The following is a 20,877-nucleotide window of genomic DNA, read 5'->3' on the forward strand; positions in this document are numbered from 1 at the left end:
AGTGAAAAAACTAATTTTTGGTGTTGAATATATGGCTACTCCCTTCTTCTGCCCTGACACTGATAGTATGGGTCATGTCGATATTGAAGATTTGGAGCTAAGCGCTCAGCTTGAAAAAAGCATATATGAATGGGATAAGCATTATCAGGAATCATTGAATCAGAATTATCCTCCTGATTCTATATTTGAAGAAGTGGATGAGCACAATATAGAGGGAGAGAGGCTTTTCAACGAAATAAAAAAGGAGGTCGGCGAAAAATATGACATTATATTTCATCCTTTGAAAAAAAGATGAAATGCGAAGGCAATTCGGGATGAAGTCACTACCGGCTCGATTTTGATTCATAGTAGATACTAATTTGTCGGAGGAAGATAATAAAAATAATCGCCATGTTTCATATGAGAAACTTTTTCATCGTTAATGGAATATTCCATAGATAGGGCTGTAATATGAAGGAAGATATTAGGATATTTTTTTCTTGCACGTGGCAAAAAAGGTCTCTTGGCTTACTTGCCATTAAGATGATACCGTAGCTGTAATTATTTGTGGTATGAATCCATGTTTGCTCAGAATCTACGACGCAGGCCTTTCATTACATTCGCTTGAACGCGCTGTCAGACTACTTTCCGGGACCTAACATCCAGGCCCTGCGCTCGCCGCCATGCCATGCCATGCCATGCCGTTTAGTGCCCCATTCATTGGGTGCGGTCAGCTGCGAATTCGACTACTGATTTTAGTTCCCTTCAGTGAAATTCGCATTTCAAGGAGAGCGATATGGCTTGGTCTCGTCCCGCTGCGTGGTTGACGGTGCTGCTTGCCTCGGTTGCGACGCCCGCGCTTGCGTTGGATCAGCTGGGCATCCCGATGCCGGAGCGTGAGGATCCGCGGTTGGAGGTGGTGTTCGAGTCGCCGCGGATATGGAACGGTGCGACGATCGATCCCTCGAGTGGCGAGGTGTTCGCGGTCTATCCGCTGCTCGATGGCGCCGGGGCGCAGGTCACTCGTTTGACCGGGCGGGAGAGCGCAGAGCCCTACCCGGACGCAGCGTGGAACCAGTGGGATGAGTCCGAGCCGGGGCGCCATTTCCTGCACGCCAATGCGCTCAGGATCGGTCCAGACGGGCATCTGTGGGTGGTCGATTCAGGTGTCGCCCAAGGGGAGAGCCGGCGTACGCCGGGTGCGGGTAAATTGGTCGAGATCGATCCGGCGAGCGACCAGGTGATCAACGTCCATGTCGTTCCGGACGAGGTGCTGCACGATGAAAGTTTCATCAACGATATCCGCTTCGATGGGGACTTCATCTACGCCGCCGACTCCGGCGCCCCGGGCATCCTGGTCTTCGATCGCAAAGCGGGTGAATTCAGTCGAGTCCTGGATGGGCACCCGCTGGCGACCAGCATCCGCCCCATCCATGCCAAGGGCGCGCCCCAGCTCGAAAGCGACGGCTCGCCGGCGGTGGTCCACGCCGACCAGCTCGAGGTCTCGCCCGACGGGCGCTATTTCTACTTTCAGCCGGTCGGCGGCCCGATGGCGCGGATCGAGACCCGCTGGCTCAAGGATCCCGCGCTGCGCGCCGAGGCCGACGATCACGTCGAGGAGTGGGCCGACACGCCGAGCACCGGCGGCACCGCGATCGATGCCGAGGGCAATATCTATGTCGCCGATACCAATGCGCGCAGGATCCTGCGCTTCGACCCGAACGGCGAGCACCAACAGCTGATCGAGGATCCGCGGCTGATCTCGCCGGATGCGCTGTGGATCGACGCCGAGGGCTGGCTGTGGATTCCCGCGACCCAGATGAGCCTGCTGGGTACCGACGATGGCCAGGTACCGAATTCGGTCGAGTACCCGATACAGCTGCTGCGAATGAAGATCGACGCCAAGCCCGCGCCGAATGATCACGGCTGAATACTTCGGTGTCAGGGCATCATTGCTGATCATTCTCGGTCGATACGCTGCATAGGCGCGCTACGCCGAGCATTGATTCTTCAAAAACCAATACCCCGCGCGAGTTCCCCCGCGCGGGGTATTGGCGTTGCTCCGGCGAGCTGCGCTGCCCGCTGGCGCGCTCGGAGCCCAGGCTTAGAGATAGTAGGATTTCAGCGGGGGGAAGCCGTTGAACTCGATCGCGCTGTAGCTCGTGGTGTAGGCGCCGGTGGAGAACCAGTAGAGCCGGTCTCCGCTGGAGAGGTTGAGCGGCAGGCCGTACTTGTACTGCTCGTACATGATGTCGGCGCTGTCGCAGGTGGGCCCTGCGATCACCACTTCCTCGAGCTCACCCTTGCGTTCGGTCCAGATCGGGAACTTGATCGCTTCGTCCATCGTTTCGACCAGGCCTGAGAACTTGCCGACGTCGGTATAGACCCAGCGCTCGACCGCGGTGCGCGACTTGCGTGCGACCAGCACCACTTCGCTGACCAGTACGCCTGCATTGGCGATCAGCGAGCGGCCGGGCTCGAGGATGATCTCCGGCATGTCGTCGCCGAAGTCCTCTTGCAGGAAGCGGGTGATCTCCTCGGCGTAGACCGCCAGCTCGTTGGTGCGCTGGAGGTAGTTGGCCGGGAAGCCGCCACCCATGTTGATCATCTTCAGCACGATGCCGTCTTCCTCGCGCAGGCGCTCGAAGATCACTTTGACCTTGGCGATCGCTGCGTCCCACACTCCGATGTCGCGCTGCTGCGAACCGACGTGGAACGAGATCCCGTAGGGGTCGAGGCCGAGTTCGCGGGCGAGGATCAAAAGGTCCATCGCCATGTCGGTCTGGCAGCCGAACTTGCGTGACAGTGGCCAGTCCGCGGTGGAGGAGCCTTCGGTGAGGATGCGAACGTAGATCTTCGAGCCCGGCGCCGCCTTGGCGATGTTGCGCAGGTCGGCTTCCGAGTCGGTGGCGAACATCCGCACGCCCTTCTCGTAGAAGTAGCGCACGTCGCGGGCTTTCTTGATCGTGTTGCCGTAGCTGATCCGCGAGGCATCGACCCCGGTGGCGAGTACCTTGTCGAGCTCATAGATCGAGGCGATGTCGAAGTTCGAGCCCTTGTCGCGCAAGAGTTCGGTGATCTCGGTCGCCGGATTGGCCTTCACCGCGTAGAAGATCCGCGCGAAGGGAAAGCTCTCCACCAGCTCATCGAAGGCGCGCGAGATGGTGGCGAGATCGATCACCACGAACGGCGTCTCCTGGCCGTCGGCGAAGGTCTTGAGGCGCTCGAAGGTGGCGGGAGCGTAGTAGTCGTCGATGCGGATGGTCATGCGGTGATGCTCCTCGAACGAGGCAGGAATGGGCACGTGTCGAACGGCCGGTCGATCTCTCCCTCAAGGGTCGCCAAGGCCCACTGCGCGGGCATCGATAGCCCGCTCGTCATGGCTGCCAAGCGGATGGCGAAAGCGGTGGTCGTCGTTCGTCGCGGACTTTAGGGCCGCGCTCGGTCGAGCGCAAATGAATTCTCGTGCGAACGTGATTCTCCCTCTCGCAGCGCCTTGCCCTGCGGTCTTTTGCGGGCGTCGGGCGCCTTGGTCGAGGCGCTCGATGCGATGGCCGCGCGATACGATCGACCGCGACCTCCACAACGAGATCGACAGCCACAAAGGCGTTTGGGATAGTCGGATCGGTTTCGGTAGGCGACCGACCATACGGGTGGCGGATGCGTTCAACGCCTGCGTCGCTCATGGCGCGCCGCGTGATGCTTCGGCGAGGTTCGATCTCGGCAGCGAGTACGGCGATGTCGTCCCGCTGGGCGGGACCTTCGAATGCATCGAGTCTCTGGGCTGAGCGCGCGCGAGGCGCGCTCGTTGCTCCATGGTCCCTATAGCGTCAACAATCAAAAGCAGTCGCTAACGAGGAATCCTTTCCATGTCCCACGCAACGCTCGATGGTCGGACGCAACCCGCGTCCGTCCAGGAGCAATCGCTCTACCGCCGCGTCGCCTGGCGGCTGGTGCCGTTTCTGTGCCTCTGCTACCTGATGTCCTACCTCGACCGGATCAACGTCGGGTTCGCGCGCCTGACGATGGAGAGCGATCTTGGCTTCAGCGCTTCGATCTACGGTTTCGGCGCGGGGCTTTTCTTCGTCGGCTACATCCTCTTCGAAGTGCCGAGCAACTTGATTCTGGCCCGGGTCGGCGCGAGGCTGTGGATCGCCCGGATCATGGTCACCTGGGGCATCATCTCGGGGATGACCATGCTGGTCACCGAGCCCTGGCACTTCTATACCCTGCGCTTTTTGCTCGGTTTCGCCGAGGCGGGTTTCCTGCCCGGGGTGCTCTACTACCTGACCTGCTGGTTCCCCTCCTACCGGCGTGGCAAGGTGATGGCGCTGTTCATCATCGGGCTGCCGCTTTCCAGCGTGATCGGTGGGCCGCTGTCGGGGGGGATCATGCACTTCTTCGATGGCAGCTACGGCCTCGCCGGCTGGCAGTGGTTGTTCCTGCTCGAGGCCTTGCCGACCGTGGTGCTCGGCGTGGTGACGCTGTTTTGGCTACCCAATGGCATCAGTGACGCGCGCTGGCTCGACGCCGAGCAGAAGGCGCTGCTCCAGCGTCGGCTCAAGGATGACAACGACGAGCTCGGCGAGGGCAAGCATTCGTTCAAGGATGCCTTCCTGAGCCTCAGGGTCTGGCTGCTCGGTGGCATCGACTTCTCGATCCTGCTTTCGGCCTATGCGCTCGGCTTCTGGCTGCCGAGCTTCATCCGCGACACCGGGGTCTCCGACACCTTCCATATCGGCGTGCTCACCGCGATCCCGAGCATCGCGGGCGTCCTCGGCATGCTGGCGATCGGATTCAGCTCCGATCACTTCCGCGAGCGGCGCTGGCACATCATCGTGCCCTTCATCATCGGCGCGTTCAGCATGTTCGCCAGCACCTTCTTCACCCACCAGCTGGTCGCCACCGTCGCGCTGTTCTCGCTTGCCTCGCTCGCGATCTTCGGCGCGATCCCGGTGTTCTTCAGCCTGCCCGGCACCTTCCTCAAGGGTACCGCGGCTGCGACCGGCTTCGCCCTAGCGATCTCGGTGGCCAACATCGCAGGCCTGATCAGCAACTCGCTGATGGGGCTCATGCTCGATCTCACCGGCAGCGCGAGGTTTGCGATCTGGTTCTTCGCGGCTTGCCTGCTGCTGAGCTGCCTGATCGTGCTCTGGCTGCCGCCCAAGCTGGTCAATCGCTGAACATGTGCGGGCGGCCGACGGGGCGCTACGTGGAATGAGTGTCAACACGCCCCGGGGCTAGTAAACTCCTCGCCGCAAGACATTCCCCACGGAGAACCGCCGCGATGTCATCACGCGAACTGGTGCTGGCAAGCGCCAACCCGGGCAAGCTGCGCGAATTCCAGGCGTTGCTTTCGCCGCTTGGGTTTTCACTTTCGTCCCAGGCTGACCACGGCGTCCTCGATGTCGAGGAGACCGGGCTGACCTTCGTCGAGAACGCGCTGCTCAAGGCGCGTGCGGCAGCCAAGGCGAGCGGTCGAGCGGCGCTGGCCGATGACTCAGGGCTCGCCGTCGATGTGCTCGACGGTGCGCCGGGGATCTATTCGGCCCGCTACGCGGGCGAGCCTTCCGACGACGGCGCCAACAATGCCAAGCTGCTCGAGGCGCTCAAGGACGTGCCCGAGGGCCAGCGCCAGGCGCGCTACTGGTGCGCGCTGGTCTTCCTGCGCCACGCTGAGGACCCGGCACCGCTGGTGATCCAGCGCGACTGGCGCGGTGAGATCCTCTCGCTGCCGCGGGGCGAGGGCGGGTTCGGCTACGATTCGCTGTTCTGGCTGCCGGACCAGGGCGCAAGCGCCGCGGAGCTGACCGCTGGCGAGAAGAACCGCTTGAGCCATCGCGGTCGCGCGGTGGCGGCGCTGCTCGAGACGCTCAAGGCGCTGTGATGACCGCCCGCACGGCACTGCCGCCGCTCGCGCTCTATGTCCATGTGCCGTGGTGCGTGCGCAAGTGTCCCTACTGCGACTTCAACTCCCACGGGGTCGGGCACGGTGCGGTGCTGCCTGAAGCCGAGTACGTCGAGGCCTTGATCGAGGATCTCGATCAGGACCTGGCGCTGATCGAGCCGCGGGCGCTGCGCAGCATCTTCATCGGCGGCGGTACGCCGAGCCTGCTGTCGCCGGATGCCTATGTCCGGCTGCTCGAGGCCTGCGAGGCCCGGCTCGGCTTCGAGCCGGGGATCGAGATCACCCTCGAGGCCAACCCTGGCACCGTCGAGCGCACGCGCTTCGAGGGCTATCGCCAGGCCGGGATCAATCGCCTGTCGCTGGGCATCCAGAGCTTCGACGATGCGCTGCTCGCCGAGCTTGGCCGCATCCACTCGGGCGACGACGCCGAGCGCGCGGTCGAGGCGGCGCGCGCGGCGGGGTTTTACAACTTCAACCTCGACCTGATGCATGGCCTGCCGGGGCAGTCGGTCGAAGGGGCGCTGGCCGACATCGAGCGCGCCCTTTCACTTTCGCCCGAGCATCTGTCCTGGTACCAGCTGACGCTCGAGCCGAACACCGAGTTCTTCTCCCATCCGCCCCGGATGCCGGAGGAGGAGACGCTGTTCGACATCCAGGACGAAGGCCATGCGCGGCTCGAAGCCGCGGGCCTCGAACGCTACGAAATTTCCGCCTATGCGCGCGCCGGTGGCCTGGACCGGCGCGCGCGGCACAACCTCAACTACTGGCGTTTCGGCGACTATCTCGGCATCGGCGCCGGTGCCCATGGCAAGCTGAGCCGACTCGACAGCGATGGCGAACTCACGGCGACGCGCCGCTGGAAGAGCCGCCAGCCCGAGTCCTATCTCAAGCGCCGCCGCGACCCGCGCGGCTTCGTCGCCGGCCAACGGCAGATCGAGCGCGACGAGATCGGGCTCGAGTTTCTGATGAACGCGCTGCGCCTGGTCGAGGGCGTGCCGCTTGAACTCTGGCAGGCGCGCACGGGTCTATCCAACGCGCGCCTCGCCGCCCAGACCGCGCGGGCGCGGTCGATGATGCTGCTGGCCGAGGACCCCGGGAGGATCAAGGCGAGCCCACGGGGTCTGCTATTCTTGAACGACCTGCTGGCACTGTGTGAGTCCGCGCGAGTACCGCTCGAATGACCTGGTGTCCGGCACTGCCAAGAGAAGGAAGAATGCGATGAACAAGCGTTTCTGGCTGGCACTGCCGCTGGCCGCCGCCGTGGGACTGGCCGGCTGCTCGACCAATGATCCCTACACCGGCCAGCGGGTCAGCAACAATACCGGTAGTGGAGCGCTGATCGGCGCTGGCGCGGGCACCGCGATCGGCCTCGCCACCGGCGGCCACACCAGCGGTGCGGTGATCGGCGCAGCCGCGGGCTCGGTGCTCGGTGCCGGCGTCGGTGCCTACATGGACCGCCAGGAGCAGCAGCTGCGCCAGACCACCCGTGGCAGCGGCATCCAGGTGACCCGTACCGCCGACCAGCTGCAGCTCAACATGCCCAGCGCGATCCTCTTCGCGCATGACTCGAGCCAGCTCTCGAGTTCGATCGGGCCGGCGATGGACAGCGTGGTCAACGTGCTGCGCGACTTTCCCGATACCGGCATCCAGATCGACGGCTACACCGACTCCACCGGTCGGGCTTCCTACAACCAGCAGCTCTCCCAGCTGCGCGCCCAGGCGGTCGGCGACTATCTCGCACGCGGTGGTATCGCGTTCAATCGCCTGACCATGACTGGCCACGGCGCGTCGAACTTCGTCGCCAGCAACGATAGCGAAGAGGGGCGCCAGCAGAACCGCCGGGTGACCATCACCCTGATTCCGCCGAACTACTCGAACCAGGTGATCCAGGGCCAGATCACCCCGCAGCAGTACGTGCCGGGCCAGAGCTCGCCGGGCCAGCAGTACGTACCGGGGCAGAGCACACCGGGACAGTACACGCCGGGTCAGTCGGTACCGACGCAGAGCGTGCCTACCCAGACCATCGGTAACTGAACGTCGAGGCGGACGAGGCGCTGCCTCGTTCGCCGGCGCCGGCGCTCCTGGCCTTGGCGTGTTCCATCAGCCCCTTTTCACGGCGCGTGAGGCGCCCTTGGAGCCCGACGTGCTCGCCTACCAGCATGCCTATCACGCAGGCAACATTGCCGACGTCCACAAGCACCTGACGCTGTTCGCGCTTTCGCGCCAGATGACGGCCAAGACCTCGTCGATCACCTTCGTCGATACCCACGCCGGGCGCGGGCTCTACCCGCTCGATGCCACGGAGACTCAGCGCGGTGGTGAGTACCGCGACGGGGTGCTGCCGCTATGGCAGGCGCGCGACCGTCTCCAGGACGACGATCTGCTCGATGATTGGCTCGCCGCGCTCGATCTGCTCAATCCGCGGACGAAACTGGAGTGCTACCCGGGCTCGCCCTGGTGGTTCGCACAAATGATGCGCGAGGGCGATCGCCTCGAGCTCTACGAGCTGCACCCGCGTGAGTACGCGCATCTCGACGACCTGAGCGTCGCCGCGGGCGGGCTTCCAGTCGCCGCACGGCGGCACTTCGCCGATGGACTCGAGGCGGTGGTCAAGCATTTGCCGGTGCCGACGCCACGACTGTGCGTGCTGATCGACCCCTCCTATGAGGTCAAGCGTGACTATCTGACCGTCGCCGAAACCCTCGGCAAGATCGGCGCCAAGGCGCGCCATGCGGTGGTCGCGATCTGGTATCCGCTATTGCCGGAGGAGCGCCATCTCGAACTGCTCGAGGCGAGCCGAGCGACCGGGCTGCGCAAGCTCTTGCGCAGCGAACTGCGCTATCGCGATCCCGGCAAGGGGCGCGGGATGTACGGCTCCGGCATGCTGCTGTTCAACCCACCGTGGCGGCTCGATGACGAGCTCAGGCAAAGCTTCGACCACCTCGCCGCCTTCTATGGCGGCGGCGCCAGCCATCACCTCGACTGGTGGGTGGAGGAGTAGGCGCCGCTCTCGCGATCAGAGGCTGGCGCTGAGCGGGAGCAGCGGCGCACTGCCGTGATCGAGAGGGCGGCGCTCGAGGCGTCGTCCTTCGGCATCGAACAGGTGCAGTCGGTCGATCCCGGCGTCAAGGCGCAGGCGCTCGCCTTCATCCAGCTGCCGCGCGCCGTCGAGTCGCACCACCAGCGGCGTGGAGGTGCCATCGAGCCGGCAGTAGGCCAGGGTATCGGCGCCGAGTGGCTCGATCAGCTCGACCCGGACATCGAACAGTGCCGTCTCAGCGTCGCTTTCGCGCAGATGTTCCGGCCTCACCCCGAGACTGCTCGGCTGCCCTTCGAGCCCGTCGAGATCCAGGCATGCGCCGCCGGGTAGCCGCCAGCCTGCGACGCCCTGCTCCAAGGGCAGGAAGTTCATCGCTGGAGAGCCGATGAATCCGGCGACGAAGCGAGTCGCCGGGCGCTGATAGAGCGTCATCGGCGTGCCGATCTGCTCGACTTGGCCTGCGTTCATCACCACCAGCCGGTCCGCCAGCGTCATCGCTTCCACCTGGTCATGGGTGACGTAGATCGCGGTGGTGCCTAGCCGCTTTTGCAGCCGGCGGATCTCCAGGCGCATCTGCACCCTGAGCGCGGCATCGAGGTTGGAGAGCGGCTCGTCGAACAAGAACACCTTGGGTTCGCGTACGATCGCCCGGCCCATCGCCACCCGTTGGCGCTGGCCGCCGGAGAGCTGACGAGGGCGCCGGTCGAGCAGCGCCTCGAGCCCAAGCACCCGCGCGGTCTCGCGTACCTTGGCCTCGCGCGCGGGCTTGGGCACGCCTCGATTCTTCAGCGCATAGGCCATGTTCTCGGCCACGCTCATATGCGGATAGAGTGCGTAGTTCTGGAACACCATCGCGATGTCTCGCTCCGCCGGCTCGCGTTCATTGACCCGCTCGCCGTCGATCTTGAGCTCCCCTCCACTGATCGTTTCGAGCCCCGCCAGGCAGCGCAGCAAGGTCGACTTGCCGCAGCCCGAGGGGCCGACGATGACGATCATCTCGCCGTCCTCGACCCTGAGGTCGATACCGTGGAGCGCGGCGTTGCCGTTGGGGTAGCGCTTGTTCAGCGCATCGAGAGTCAGGGTGGCCATGGCTCGTTTCCTTGGCGTCGGTGATGGAGGGTGCTCATTTCTCGCTGTCCACCAGCCCTTTGACGAAATAGCGCTGCATCGTGACGATCACCGCCACCGGCGGTAGCAGGGCCAGCAGCGCAGTGGCCATCACGGTCTGCCAGGGCACCAGGTTGTCGCCCCCGGTGGCCATCTGCTTGAGGCTGACCACCGCGGTGGTATAGGCGGTATCGGTGGTGATCATCAAAGGCCATAGATACTGGTTCCAGCCGTAGAGGAACATGATCACGAACAGCGCGGCGACGTTGGTCTTCGACAGCGGCAGCAGGATGTCGCAAAGGAACTTCCACGGCCCGGCGCCGTCGACCCGCGCCGCCTCGAGCAGCTCCGGTGGCACGGTGAGGTAGAACTGGCGGAACAGGAAGGTGGCGGTGGCACTGGCGATCAGCGGCAGGATCAGGCCGGCGTAGGAGTTGAGCAGGCCGAGATCGGAGACCACCTGGTAGGTCGGCATGATCCGCACCTCGACCGGCAGCATCAGGGTGACGAAGATCGCCCAGAAGCACAGCATCCGCCCCCGAAAGCGGAAGAACACCACCGCATAGGCGGCGAGGATCGCGATCACGATCTTGCCCACCGCAATACCGAGCGCCATCACCAGCGAGTTGAACAGCAGCTGGGAGACGCTGACCCCTAGCCGGCCGACTGGATCTCTCAGCACGGCGATGAAGTTGTCGATGCCTTCACCGCCGAACCACAGCGGCGCGATGCCGGTATAGAGCTCGGCGCGGGTATGGGTGGCGGCGGTCAGCGCCATCCATACCGGGAACAGGAACATCGCGATCGAGAGCAGCAGCAGTGCGTGGCTGAGCAGGTCGAGGCCGGGGCGATGGTAGCGCATCAGTAGTGCACCTTGCGTTCGATGTAGCGGAACTGGACCAGTGTCAGCGCACCGACCAGCAGCATCAGGATCACCGACTGCGCAGCGCTGGCGCCCAGGTCGTAACCGACGAAGCCATCCTCGAACACCTTGTAGATCAGCGTTCGCGTCGCCCCGCCCGGGCCGCCACCGGTGGTGGCATCGATGGTGCCGAAGGTATCGAAGAAGGCGTAGGTAGTGTTCATCACCAGCAGGAAGAAGGTGGTCGGCGAGAGCAGCGGGAAGGTGATCGTCCAGAACCGTTTCCATGGCCCTGCGGCGTCGATCGCCGCGGCTTCGAGCAGGCTCTTGGGAATCGCCTGGAGGCCTGCGAGGAAGAACACGAAGTTGTAGCTGACCTGCTTCCACACCGAGGCGATGATCACCAGCGCCAGCGCTTGGCCGCCGTCGAGCCGGTGGTTCCAGTCCACGCCGAGCGTGCCGAGCATGGCGCTGAGCACCCCCAGGGTAGGATCGAACAGGAACATCCACAGCACGCCGGCGATCGCCGGAGCGACCGCATACGGCCATACCAGCAGGGTGCGATAGCCGCGCGCGCCCTTGACCACCCGATCAGCGAGCACCGCGAGCAAGAGCGCGACCGAGAGCGCCAGCAGGGCCACCGAAGCACTGAATACCACCGTTACACCCAGCGCGCGGCGGTACTCTGGGTCGACCAGTACCTGGATGAAGTTGTCCAGGCCGGCGAAGGTGGCGCTGAGGCCGAACGGGTCCTGGACGTAGAGCGATTGGTAAAGCGCCTGGCTCGCCGGCCAGAAGAAGAACACAGCGATGACCACAAGCTGTGGAGCGAGCAGCAGCCAGGGAGTGAAGCGGTGGCGTTGGAACGTGGTCATCTCGCCGGGGCTCAGCCGTTGGCGCGCTGGAAGCGCTCTAGCAGCTGGTTACCGCGGCGCACTGCGTTATCGAGCCCCTCCTGCACGGTCTGGGCGCCGCTGAATACGCGTTCGAGCTCCTCTTCGATCACATCGCGGACCTGGACCATGTTGCCGAGCCGCAGTCCGCGCGAATTGTCGGTCGGCTCACTCGAGGTGAGCTGCTCGATCGCCGTGCCGGTACCGGGGTGCTGGTCATAGAAGCCGGATTCGCGGGTCAGCTCGTACGCGGCCTCGGTGATCGGCAGATAGCCGGAGAACTGGTGCCAGTCGGCCTGCACTTCGGGGGAAGAGAGGTAGTGGAAGAAGCTCGCGGCGGCAGCGTTCTCCTCCGCGCTCTTGCCCGCCATCACCCAAAGCGATGCGCCGCCGATGATGGTGTTGAGCGGCTGCTCGCGACCTTGGTGTTCGAGCGCGGTGGTGGACCACGGCAGCGGCGCCACTTCGAAGTCGAAGGCCTGGGCGTTGGCGCGGATCCCGGCCAGCGAGGCCGAGGAGGCGGTGATCATCGCGCATTGGCCGCTGTAGAACATCGGCATCGCATCGTCGACCCGTCCGCCGTAGCGGAATCGGCCGTCCTGCTGCCAGTCGACCAAGCGCTGGAGGTGGGCGGCGACTTCCGAAGTGTCGAACGCAAGCCGGGTATCCAGCCCAGCGAAGCCGTTGGCTTCGGTGGCGAACGGCAGGTCGTGTCGCGCGGCGTAGTTCTCGAGCTGGATCCATGAAGGCCAGGTGGTGGTGAGGCCGCAGCGCGCAGCACCCGAGTCGATCACTCGTTCGAGCGCGTCGCCGAGCGCCTCCCAGGTACGCGGTACCTCATCGACCCCTGCCTGGTCGAGAATCGTACGGTTGACGTAGAGCACCGGTGTCGAGGAGTTGAACGGCATCGACAGCATCTGGCCATCGGCGCTCGAGTAGTAGCCGGTCACCGCGGGCAGGTAGGCGCTCGGATCGAAGGGCTGGTTCGACTGCTCCATCAGATGGTAGACCGGCTCGGTGGCGCCGCGGGCGGCCATCATCGTCGCCGTGCCGACCTCGAAGATCTGCACGATGGTCGGCGCCTGGCCTGCGCGGAAGGCGGCGATCGCCCCGGTCATGGTTTCACTGTAGTTGCCCCGGTACGAGGGTTTGACTACGTAGTCCGGCTGACTTGCGTTGAAGTCGCGGGCGATCGCATCGATCTTGTCCGCAAGCTCTCCGGTCATCGCATGCCAGAACTGGATCTCGGTCGCAGCCCAGGCAGGGGTGGTGCCGAGCAGGCAGAGGGCGGCGGCGAGCGGCAGCAGGTGACGGTGGGCAGATGTCGCTTTGGGTGCGGCGTGCATGGCGCTTCCTTGAACGTTCCGATGGATATCCCGAAGGAGCGCGATCCACCCTAATGAGCGTTGATTAAGGAAGCGTGACAGCTGGAGGCTTGAAGCGGGGGAAGGTGGCACAGGCAAGGCGCTCGCCGGACCTGCGCCACGGCGCGCCTTGCCATCGGTCTTTCTTGGTCAGTTTTTCTCGATCGGTCTTTCTCGATCGGCCTTTCTCGATCAGTCCTGCGAGCCCGGGGCCTGCCGGACCGGCGGCTGCTGCGGTGGATACTCCATGCGCGGCTCGATCTCCCGGGTCACCGGCGAGTTGGGTGCGGATTGGCGCATGATGGTGTTGGCGATCTGCTCGCCGGCGCTCTTCCAGCCGGTGCCCAGCGCCTCGACCAGTGCCGGATAGCCGTCGTCGGCAAGCGGCACGGTCAGCGCGAGGGGACGCTCGACCAGTAGCCGCTGCTGGTCGTCGTAGAGCTGGTAGCTGCCCTGGATCACGGCTTCTCCATCGTAGCGGCCCTGGAACTGGTCGAGCTCGACCTCGAGCCGCTGTTCGGCCTGGCCGCTGGCATTCGCCGGCAGCAGCTGATGGCCGGGCAGGCGATTGGCCAGCTGCTCGCGCAAGGACCGGGTCAGCTGCTCGGAGAGATCCCCGGCCCAGAGATTGGCCTGGGCCTGGCTGTATTCCACCGCGCTCAGCTGGTAGACGATCCCGCTGCCGCGCAGGTAGGTCGAGAGCACCACCGGTGCCACCGACAGGCTCTGCGGCTCCGCCCGCGGCGGCAGCACGGCGGAAGGCGCGGGGGGCGGTGCGCTGTATTCCGGCAGGCTGTAGTAGCGCAGCGTCGTAGCATCGCCGCCGCAGCCGGCGAGCACGGTGAGCAGGGCCATGCCGGCGCACGCGCGCAGCGAATGGGCGGAAAGCGGAGCGGTCATTGGCGTGCCCTCGGTTGCGGATCGTCGATCTGGCCTCGGTTGAAGATCAGCGAATTGGGCTTGTCGCTGATCGTTCTCGCCGCGGGTTGCAGGCTGCGCAGCAGCTGGTCGAGCTGCTGGATCGTCGCGCGCAGGTCGCGATAGGCCGGAGCCTGCGGGTCGAAGCCCTGGAGCGTGTGCTCGATCGCCTGGAGCGACGACTGGACATCGCCTGGCAGCGAGCGCATCGCCGGATCGTTGAGCAGTTGGTTCAGCCCTTCGGTCGTGGTGTTGAGCTGCTGGACCAGGGCATTGGAGCTGTCCAGGGTCGCGTTGAGATTGGTGATGGTGCTCTCGATATCGAGCTGGTTGACCTTGTCGAGCAGTGCCGAGACTTTTCCAGTGACCTGGCCGAAGCCGCTCTGGGTGCTGGGGAATACCGGCTTGCCTTCGAAGTTCGCCACCTGCGTCGTGTCGTCGTCCTCGCTGCCGACGAAATCGAGATCGATGTAGAGCGCACCGGTGACCAGGTTGGCGGTCGCCAGCGACGCGCGCATGCCGTTGTCGATCATCCTGCCGAAGGTCTGCCGCATGCGCTGGAGGTCCTCCTCGGTTACCACCGGCTGCAGCCGCTGCGGCTCGATCCGGATCAGCACCGGGATGCGGAAGCCGCTCAAGTGGTTGTCGGCCAGGCGGTTGATCCGCCACGGCAGTGTCTCGACCGTTCCTACCCGCACGCCGCGGTATTCGACCGGGGCGCCGGCGCTGAGTCCACGGATCGAGTCGTCGAGCAGCAGCACGTACTCGAGATACTGGTTGTAGCTGCCCAGGCTCGCCTGCTCTTCGTTGGAGAACAGGTCGAAGGCGGCGCCGTCCTCGACCGGCTGGCCAGGATCGACGCCTTCGGCGACGTCGAAGGTCACCCCGCCGCTGATCAGCGTCTCGAGGGAGCCGACGTTGAGGTTGACCCCCTCCGAGGTGATGTCGAAATTGACTCCCGAAGTCACCCAGAAATGGGTATTGGCGGTCACCAGCGATGTGTAGTTGCTGAAGATGTAGAGATCGTAATGGACGACGCGTTTCTCGGCGTCGAAGTTCGAAGCCTCTACCCGGCCGACGGTATAGCCCTGGAACACCACCGGGTCGCCGACGCTCAGGGCGTTGCCGTTGGTGCTGTCGAGACGAATGCGCAGGCCCGCCGCGTCCGAGGGCGCGACCGGTGGCTGATCGAGCACCCGGAATTCGTCCCTGTCTCCTTCTCCGCTGGTATCCGGCTGCAGCTCGATGTAGGCGCCTGAGAGCACCGTACCGAGTCCGCTGATGCCATCGCGGCCGATCCGCGGCTTGACCACCCAGAACTGGGCGTCCTCACCGAGCAGGCGCGCGGCGTCGGGGGTCATCCGTGCCCTCATCACCGCGTGAGAGGCATCGTCGGAGAGCTCCACCGACTCGACCTGCCCAACCTCCACGCTGCGTGCGCGAATCCTGGTACCGGCCTCGATCCCATCGGCGTTCTGGATCGTCAGCGTGACCTCCGGCCCGCGCTGGGCAAGCGTATGGAACAGCATCCACAGCCCGATCAGCGCTGCGAGCAGCGGCACGAACCAGACCGGTGAGACGTAGTCGCTGAGACGTTTGATGCGCGCCTTGGGAGCGGAGTCGCTCATCGGGTGACTTCCTGTCGTGAAGAGGGGGGGGCGGGCGACAGCCTGGCTGTCCGGGGCGCGACATGGCGCTGGCCGGTCTGCTGCAGGTCGGTGGCATCCCACAAGAGCCTGGGGTCGAAGCACATCGCCGCGATCATGGTGAGCACCACCACCAGGCCGAAAGCGACCACGCCATGACCGGGAACGATGTTCATCAGATTACCGAGCTGGACCATCGCCGCGAGCACGGTGACGACGAAGACGTCGATCATCGACCAGCGGCCGATGAATTCGGTGAGGCGATAGAGTTTCATCCGCGGGCCAGGGCGGAAGGGCTCCGGCCTGCGGGTCTTCCAGCACAGCCACGAAAGCGCCATGACCTTCGCCACCGGCACCATGACGCTGGCGAAGAAGATCACCAGCGCCACCGGATAGTCCCCGTGGGCGAGCAGCAGCAGTACGCCGCCGATGATCGTCTGCGGCTCGGGATGGCCGAACTGGGTGATGACCATGACCGGTAGCGCCATCGACGGGATATAAAGAATGATCGAGGTGACCACCAGCGCCATGGTGAGCTGGACGCTGCGCTTGGTGCGCGCGTGCAGCGCCTCGCCGCAGCGCTGGCAGCGCCCCTTGCCGTGATCGTCGACCTGGCCTGGCTGGCCGCAGGCGTGACAGCTGGTGAAACCCTGGGTCAGCGCGCCGCGGCCGGGTTCCGGTTCAGGGGTGAGGATCGGTCCGCACATCCGCTTGAACAGCCAGTCTCGGTCGACGCTCTGGGTAGTGGTGAGCAGCAGCAGCGAGAAGATGCAGAACGCCCAAAACGCCGGACCGAAGCTGATCGTCGCGAGCGACATGATCTTCACCAGGCTGACCAGTACGCCGACGATGAAGATGTCGGCCATCACCCAGGGCTGCATCCGCGAGAGGCTCCTGGCGATGTAGACCCCACCGGGCGGGCGATGGTCGAGTGCCAAGCTGACATGCAGGTAGATCACCAGCATCAGGTAGACGAATGGCAGGGCCAGCACTCCGACCAGAAAGCAGAAGGAGAGGAAGCCATAGCGCTGCTCGAGGGTGACGGTGATCGCATCGACCAGATGCATGCTCTGCTCGACGCCGGTCGAGGAGAACGAGATGAACGAGAAGCTCAGCGACAGCGCGAGCATGATCACCGCTGCGATCGCGTACGCCAGGGTGTGGTCGATCGGCGTGAACATGCGAGTCGCCAGCCGATGACCACAGCGCGGGCAGCGCGATCGCTCGCCGGCGGCGAGCGGCGGTACGTCGCTGACGAGATCGCACTCGACGCAGATACGAATCCGCGATCGGGAGGGCGCTTGATCATCGACGGTGAAGAGCGTGGTCATTCTTTCTCCGGTATGAAAGAGGGGCGCTCGCTTGCAAGAAACATACGATAACGTATGTTTTCAGGCGTTCCACTAGCCCGCGTTCAAAATGACCCAATTTTCAGCCGCTGGCGTCTCATCCGATCGCATCCGCGCCCTGCGCCGCGGAGCGCCACAGGGCGCGATAGGCGCCTTCGGGACGCGCGAGCAGCTCCGCGTGGGTGCCGCGCTCCTCGATCCTGCCCTGGGTCATCACCAGGATCTGGTCCGCCTCGCGGATCGTCGCCAGGCGATGGGCGACCACCACCAGGGTCACGCGGCCGCGCAGCAGGTCCAGCGCCTTCGACAGCTCCGATTCGGTGGCACTGTCGACGCTGGCGGTGGCCTCGTCGAGCAGCAGCACCCGGGGCTGGCGCAGCAGCGCCCGGGCCAGCGCGAGCAGCTGCCGCTCACCCGAGGAGAGCGAAAGCCCCCGCTCGCCGAGCGGTGTATCCAACCCCTTGGGGAGGCGTTCGACCAGCGTCGCCAGGCGAGCATCGCGCAGCGCCTGCTCAAGGCGCTCCTCGCTGGCCTCGCCGCCGAGCAGCAGGTTGTCGCGCAGCGTGGTCGAGCGCAGGAACGGCTCTTGCGGCACCACCGCCACCGCTTCGCTGAGCGTGGCGCGGTCGATCTCCGCCAGCGGCCTTCCGTCGATGGTCATTCGGCCGGCGGTGGGGCGCTTCAACCCACAGAGCAAATCGAGCAGGGTCGACTTGCCGCTGCCGGTGGCACCGACCACGCCGATGAACGCACCGGCGGGAATCATCGCGTCCAAGCCGTGCAGCGTGTCGCTCGCCGCGCCGTCGTGGCGGAAGCGAACCCCTTCGAGCTCGATTCGCGCGTCCTCGATCGGCGCTTTGTCCTCGCCGAGGCGCTCGAGCGGCCAGTCGAGCACGTCGAGCAGTCGGGTTCCGGCGACGCTTGCCTGCTGGAACAGATTGAAGCGTTGCGAGATATCGATCAATGGTTCGGATACTCGTCCAAGATAGGTGATGAAGGCGTAGAGCACACCGATGCCTATCGCATCACCGCCGCTGTCGATATGGGTGATGCCATAGCCGAACAGCAGCGCTGCCAGCACTACCATGCCGAGCAGGTCGATCGCCGAGCGCAGCAGCAGCGAGCCGATCCGCACCATACGCATCCTCGCGGTGTACTGGCGCTGGCCGATGGCATCGAAGCGCTCGAGAAAACGCTGGCCCTGGCGATAGGCCTGGATCACCGCTATGCCCTGCACCGCATCGACCAGCCGTGCGCTCTGTTCGGCGCGCAGCTGGCGAACCTTCATCGCCGCGGCCACCGAGAGCCGCTGGTAGGCCCAGATCGTCGCGATTCCCGCGGGGATCAGCAGGGCGGCGATGGCGGTCAGCCGCGGGTCCATCAGCGTCATCGCGACCAGGATGCCGATCAGCAGCACCAGGTTCTGCAGCACCGAGGCGAGGAAGCCGACATAGAGCTCGCGCAGCGCATCGGTATCGCTGGTCACCCGGCTGATCAGCTCACCGGTCGGGGTGGCGTCGAGCCGGCTCTGGGGCTGCTGCAGGAGATGGCGGAAGATCCGGCTGCGCAGCTCGCGCACCGCCTCGATCGCCAGCCGGGCGAAGCGCAGGGTCTGCAAGTAGCGCCCGAGCGCGGCGAGACACTGGCTCGAGATGTAGAGGGTCACCAGCAGCGCCAGCGGGGCGATGGCGAAGTCGCCGGGGACCAGGTGCCGATCGATGTAGTACTGGGTCAGCCAGGGCCCGCAGACATCCAGCGCGGTGGCGCCGACCAGCAGGGCGAAGGCGATCAGCAGCTGGCGCGGGCGATCGAACAGCGGCTGCAGCAGCAGCGCGCGCAGGCGTCGGTTCATCGCAGGGTCTCCTCCAGCGGATGACGCTCGCGGGCGGCGGCCTGCTCGCGCCAGAGCGCAGCGTAGAGGCCGTCGATGGAGAGCAGTTCGGCGTGGCTGCCGCGCTCGACCACCCGGCCCTGGTCGAGCACCAGGATCTGGTCGGCGGCGGCGACCGCCGATAGCCGGTGGCTGACGATCAGCCGCGTGCGTCGCCCGCGATCCTCGTTCAGCGTGGCCAGCAAGCGGCGCTCGGTGGCGTAGTCGACCGCTGAAAGGGTGTCGTCGAGCAGCAAAATCGGTGCGTCCTTGAGCAGCGCCCGCGCCAGCGCGACCCGCTGGCGCTGGCCGCCCGAGAGCGTCACCCCGCGTTCGCCGATCGGTGTCTCGAGCCCCTGCGGCAGCGCGTTGAGGTCATGTTCGAACGCCGCGGCCGCGAGCGCGGCGTTAAGCGCCTGCTGGTCCGCGTCGGGACGCCCGAGGCGCAGGTTGTCGGCGAGGCTGGCCGCGAACAGGAAGGCGTCCTGGGGCACGTAGGCGAAGGCGGTGCGCAGCGTATCCAGCCGATAGGCCTCGATCGGCTCTCCGCCGAGGGTGATCCGCCCGTGTTCGAGCGGATACTGGCGCATCAACAGCTTGAGCAGGGTGCTCTTGCCGCTGCCGGTGTGGCCGACCACCCCGATGGTCTGGCCCGGTGCGAGGCGCAGCGAGATTCCCTCGAGCGTAGGATGCGCATCTCCTGGATAGGCGAAGCGTTCGATTTCGACGCTGAGCTCGGTGGCGTCGACCCGGGTGATCTGCCCGAGGTCCGCGATCGCCTCGGTCTCGTCGAACACATCGAACAGCCGCCGTGCTCCGGCCTCACCGCGCTGGAGCAGGTTCAAGCACCAGCCGATCGCGAACATCGGCCAGATCAGCTGCACCAGGTAGAGGGTGAAGCTGGTCAGGCCGCCCAGGGTCAGCGCCCCCGCGTCGAGCCGCAGGCTTCCGACCACCAAGGTCAAGAGCGTCGCTGAGGCGAGGGCGATGAACACCACCGGCTCGTAGCGCGCCTCCATCCGCTGGACCTGGAAATCGGCCTCGGCGGTGGCGCGGGCGCGACGCTTGAAGTCCTCGATCTCTGCTTCGATCAAGGCATGGCTCTTCAGCGTGCGGATGCCGGAGAACGCCTCCTGGGTACGCTCGTTGAGCCGCGAGAAGCGCTCCAGGGCGACGCCGAAGCGGGCCTGCACCCGCTTGGCGATACGGTAGAAGCCCCACGCCATCAGCGGGAACGGCACGATCGCGACCAGAGTCAAGGGCGCATCGATGCTGATCAGCATCATCCCCAATACCAGCACCAGGGTCATCGCGCCGTCGACGCTCGACAGCACCCCTTCGCCCGCGGCGAACTCCACAGCGTCGATGTCCTGGGTCGCGCGGGCGAGCAGGTCTCCGCTGCTGCGGCGCTGATAGAAGCCAGGGTCGAGGCGCAGGAGCTTGGCGTAGAACTGCGCGCGCAGCTCTACGCCCAGGCGGTAGGCGGTGCCGAACAGCAGCACGCGCCAAAGATAGCGCAGCCCATACATCGAAACGCCGACCAGCAGCAGCGCCAGCACGCTTTGGATCAGCCGGGCGCGGTCGAGCTCGCCGGCGGCGAGCGCATCGACGATTCTGCCGACCCACCAGGGGAGCAGCAGGTTGAGAATCCCGACCGCAAGCAGGCAGAGCACTGCCAATGCGTAGGTGCGACGATGACGGTCGAAGAATTCACGCAGGATGCGCCACAGCGACATAACCGGTTTCCTGGCTTGGGTCTCGGGTCAGGCGCCATCGGGTTGGCCCGCTGGCGTGCGGGTCGCGATGTCCGGTGACCGGATGGTCCATTGAGATGGGGCCATAGGATAGAGGGATCGGCTGGGAAGCACACTGCCCGCCGGTGGATATTCGGCGTTTGCCGTTCCTTCGAGCGGGCGCGGCTATTTCAATTTTGTCCCGGTC

General features: G+C 65.1%; 18 protein-coding genes. 8 read left to right on the forward strand and 10 right to left on the reverse strand.

The genetic code is table 11. The features are described from left to right. Position 1 precedes the first annotated feature (1 nt). Both A5892_RS20110 and A5892_RS02340 read left to right on the forward strand, forming a co-directional pair. Complete coding sequence (locus tag A5892_RS20110) at positions 2–295, forward strand: hypothetical protein (protein WP_150123457.1); 294 nt, start codon at positions 2–4, stop codon at positions 293–295. Positions 296–775: 480 nt separating this feature from the next. Then, the gene (locus tag A5892_RS02340) at positions 776–1,909 is read left to right on the forward strand and encodes an L-dopachrome tautomerase-related protein (RefSeq protein ID WP_064121426.1); all 1,134 of its coding nucleotides are present in this window, start codon (positions 776–778) and stop codon (positions 1,907–1,909) included. A gap of 174 nt (positions 1,910–2,083) precedes the next feature. Here the strand turns inward: A5892_RS02340 and A5892_RS02345 are convergent, their stop codons facing one another. After that, positions 2,084–3,247 (reverse strand): type III PLP-dependent enzyme, encoded by a 1,164-nt coding sequence (locus A5892_RS02345; RefSeq protein WP_064121427.1) that lies wholly within the window; start codon positions 3,245–3,247, stop codon positions 2,084–2,086. A gap of 277 nt (positions 3,248–3,524) precedes the next feature. Between A5892_RS02345 and A5892_RS02350 the strand changes: the two genes are divergently transcribed. From A5892_RS02350 to A5892_RS02375, 6 genes are all read left to right on the forward strand, one after another. Beyond that, positions 3,525–3,767, forward strand: coding sequence for a hypothetical protein (locus A5892_RS02350; RefSeq protein WP_064121428.1), 243 nt, complete (start codon positions 3,525–3,527; stop codon positions 3,765–3,767). A gap of 81 nt (positions 3,768–3,848) precedes the next feature. After that, positions 3,849–5,162 (forward strand): MFS transporter, encoded by a 1,314-nt coding sequence (locus A5892_RS02355; RefSeq protein ID WP_064121429.1) that lies wholly within the window; start codon positions 3,849–3,851, stop codon positions 5,160–5,162. Positions 5,163–5,266: 104 nt separating this feature from the next. Beyond that, positions 5,267–5,866, forward strand: a complete 600-nt coding sequence (gene rdgB, locus A5892_RS02360) for an RdgB/HAM1 family non-canonical purine NTP pyrophosphatase (RefSeq protein WP_064121430.1) — start codon at positions 5,267–5,269, stop codon at positions 5,864–5,866. Further along, positions 5,866–7,068 carry a radical SAM family heme chaperone HemW gene (gene hemW / locus A5892_RS02365; RefSeq protein WP_064121431.1) on the forward strand — a complete coding sequence of 401 codons (1,203 nt, stop codon included), beginning with the start codon at positions 5,866–5,868 and terminating at the stop codon, positions 7,066–7,068. Before rdgB ends, hemW begins: the two co-directional genes overlap by 1 nt. A 37-nt stretch (positions 7,069–7,105) precedes the next feature. Further along, positions 7,106–7,921, forward strand: coding sequence for an OmpA family protein (locus A5892_RS02370; protein WP_064121432.1), 816 nt, complete (start codon positions 7,106–7,108; stop codon positions 7,919–7,921). A 109-nt stretch (positions 7,922–8,030) separates the two neighbouring features. Continuing rightward, positions 8,031–8,888 carry a 23S rRNA (adenine(2030)-N(6))-methyltransferase RlmJ gene (locus tag A5892_RS02375; protein ID WP_064121433.1) on the forward strand — a complete coding sequence of 286 codons (858 nt, stop codon included), beginning with the start codon at positions 8,031–8,033 and terminating at the stop codon, positions 8,886–8,888. Positions 8,889–8,903: 15 nt separating this feature from the next. On the opposite strand, the gene A5892_RS02380 is transcribed toward A5892_RS02375, so the two are convergent. The 9 genes from A5892_RS02380 to A5892_RS02420 form a co-directional block, all read right to left on the reverse strand. Then, entirely contained in the window at positions 8,904–10,016 is a 1,113-nt protein-coding gene (locus A5892_RS02380) for a sn-glycerol-3-phosphate import ATP-binding protein UgpC (protein ID WP_064121434.1), read from the reverse strand. Positions 10,017–10,050: 34 nt separating this feature from the next. Then, positions 10,051–10,896, reverse strand: a complete 846-nt coding sequence (gene ugpE / locus A5892_RS02385; protein ID WP_064121435.1) for a sn-glycerol-3-phosphate ABC transporter permease UgpE — start codon at positions 10,894–10,896, stop codon at positions 10,051–10,053. Beyond that, positions 10,896–11,771 (reverse strand): sn-glycerol-3-phosphate ABC transporter permease UgpA, encoded by an 876-nt coding sequence (ugpA, locus tag A5892_RS02390; RefSeq protein ID WP_064121436.1) that lies wholly within the window; start codon positions 11,769–11,771, stop codon positions 10,896–10,898. The genes ugpE and ugpA overlap by 1 nt, the downstream gene beginning before the upstream one ends. Before the next feature lie 11 nt (positions 11,772–11,782). Beyond that, a complete protein-coding gene (ugpB, locus tag A5892_RS02395) occupies positions 11,783–13,135 on the reverse strand; it encodes a sn-glycerol-3-phosphate ABC transporter substrate-binding protein UgpB (protein WP_064121437.1) in 1,353 nt (450 codons plus the stop codon). Between the two features lie 210 nt (positions 13,136–13,345). Further along, positions 13,346–14,053, reverse strand: coding sequence for a PqiC family protein (locus A5892_RS02400; RefSeq protein WP_064121438.1), 708 nt, complete (start codon positions 14,051–14,053; stop codon positions 13,346–13,348). Further along, on the reverse strand, positions 14,050–15,699 hold the full coding sequence (gene pqiB / locus A5892_RS02405; RefSeq protein WP_064121439.1) for an intermembrane transport protein PqiB: 1,650 nt from the start codon (positions 15,697–15,699) through the stop codon (positions 14,050–14,052). The genes A5892_RS02400 and pqiB overlap by 4 nt, the downstream gene beginning before the upstream one ends. Then, entirely contained in the window at positions 15,696–17,048 is a 1,353-nt protein-coding gene (locus A5892_RS02410; protein WP_064121440.1) for a paraquat-inducible protein A, read from the reverse strand. Before A5892_RS02410 ends, pqiB begins: the two co-directional genes overlap by 4 nt. Positions 17,049–17,163: 115 nt before the next feature. Then, entirely contained in the window at positions 17,164–18,918 is a 1,755-nt protein-coding gene (locus A5892_RS02415; RefSeq protein WP_064121441.1) for an ABC transporter ATP-binding protein, read from the reverse strand. Continuing rightward, positions 18,915–20,672, reverse strand: a complete 1,758-nt coding sequence (locus tag A5892_RS02420; RefSeq protein WP_064121442.1) for an ABC transporter ATP-binding protein — start codon at positions 20,670–20,672, stop codon at positions 18,915–18,917. Before A5892_RS02420 ends, A5892_RS02415 begins: the two co-directional genes overlap by 4 nt. Positions 20,673–20,877: the final 205 nt, after the last annotated feature.

The organism is Halotalea alkalilenta (assembly GCF_001648175.1).
GTDB lineage: Bacteria > Pseudomonadota > Gammaproteobacteria > Pseudomonadales > Halomonadaceae > Halotalea > Halotalea alkalilenta_A.

Bases quoted from the DNA above. Each gene is read 5' to 3' on its own strand.
- A5892_RS02340 (WP_064121426.1), top strand. From the start codon at position 776: ATGGCTTGGTCTCGTCCCGCTGCGTGGTTGACGGTGCTGCTTGCCTCG.
- A5892_RS02345 (WP_064121427.1), bottom strand. From the start codon at position 3,247: ATGACCATCCGCATCGACGACTACTACGCTCCCGCCACCTTCGAGCGC.
- A5892_RS02350 (WP_064121428.1), top strand. From the start codon at position 3,525: ATGCGATGGCCGCGCGATACGATCGACCGCGACCTCCACAACGAGATC.
- A5892_RS02355 (WP_064121429.1), top strand. From the start codon at position 3,849: ATGTCCCACGCAACGCTCGATGGTCGGACGCAACCCGCGTCCGTCCAG.
- rdgB (WP_064121430.1), top strand. From the start codon at position 5,267: ATGTCATCACGCGAACTGGTGCTGGCAAGCGCCAACCCGGGCAAGCTG.
- hemW (WP_064121431.1), top strand. From the start codon at position 5,866: ATGACCGCCCGCACGGCACTGCCGCCGCTCGCGCTCTATGTCCATGTG.
- A5892_RS02370 (WP_064121432.1), top strand. From the start codon at position 7,106: ATGAACAAGCGTTTCTGGCTGGCACTGCCGCTGGCCGCCGCCGTGGGA.
- A5892_RS02380 (WP_064121434.1), bottom strand. From the start codon at position 10,016: ATGGCCACCCTGACTCTCGATGCGCTGAACAAGCGCTACCCCAACGGC.
- ugpE (WP_064121435.1), bottom strand. From the start codon at position 10,896: ATGCGCTACCATCGCCCCGGCCTCGACCTGCTCAGCCACGCACTGCTG.
- ugpA (WP_064121436.1), bottom strand. From the start codon at position 11,771: ATGACCACGTTCCAACGCCACCGCTTCACTCCCTGGCTGCTGCTCGCT.
- ugpB (WP_064121437.1), bottom strand. From the start codon at position 13,135: ATGCACGCCGCACCCAAAGCGACATCTGCCCACCGTCACCTGCTGCCG.
- A5892_RS02400 (WP_064121438.1), bottom strand. From the start codon at position 14,053: ATGACCGCTCCGCTTTCCGCCCATTCGCTGCGCGCGTGCGCCGGCATG.
- pqiB (WP_064121439.1), bottom strand. From the start codon at position 15,699: ATGAGCGACTCCGCTCCCAAGGCGCGCATCAAACGTCTCAGCGACTAC.
- A5892_RS02410 (WP_064121440.1), bottom strand. From the start codon at position 17,048: ATGACCACGCTCTTCACCGTCGATGATCAAGCGCCCTCCCGATCGCGG.
- A5892_RS02415 (WP_064121441.1), bottom strand. From the start codon at position 18,918: ATGAACCGACGCCTGCGCGCGCTGCTGCTGCAGCCGCTGTTCGATCGC.
- A5892_RS02420 (WP_064121442.1), bottom strand. From the start codon at position 20,672: ATGTCGCTGTGGCGCATCCTGCGTGAATTCTTCGACCGTCATCGTCGC.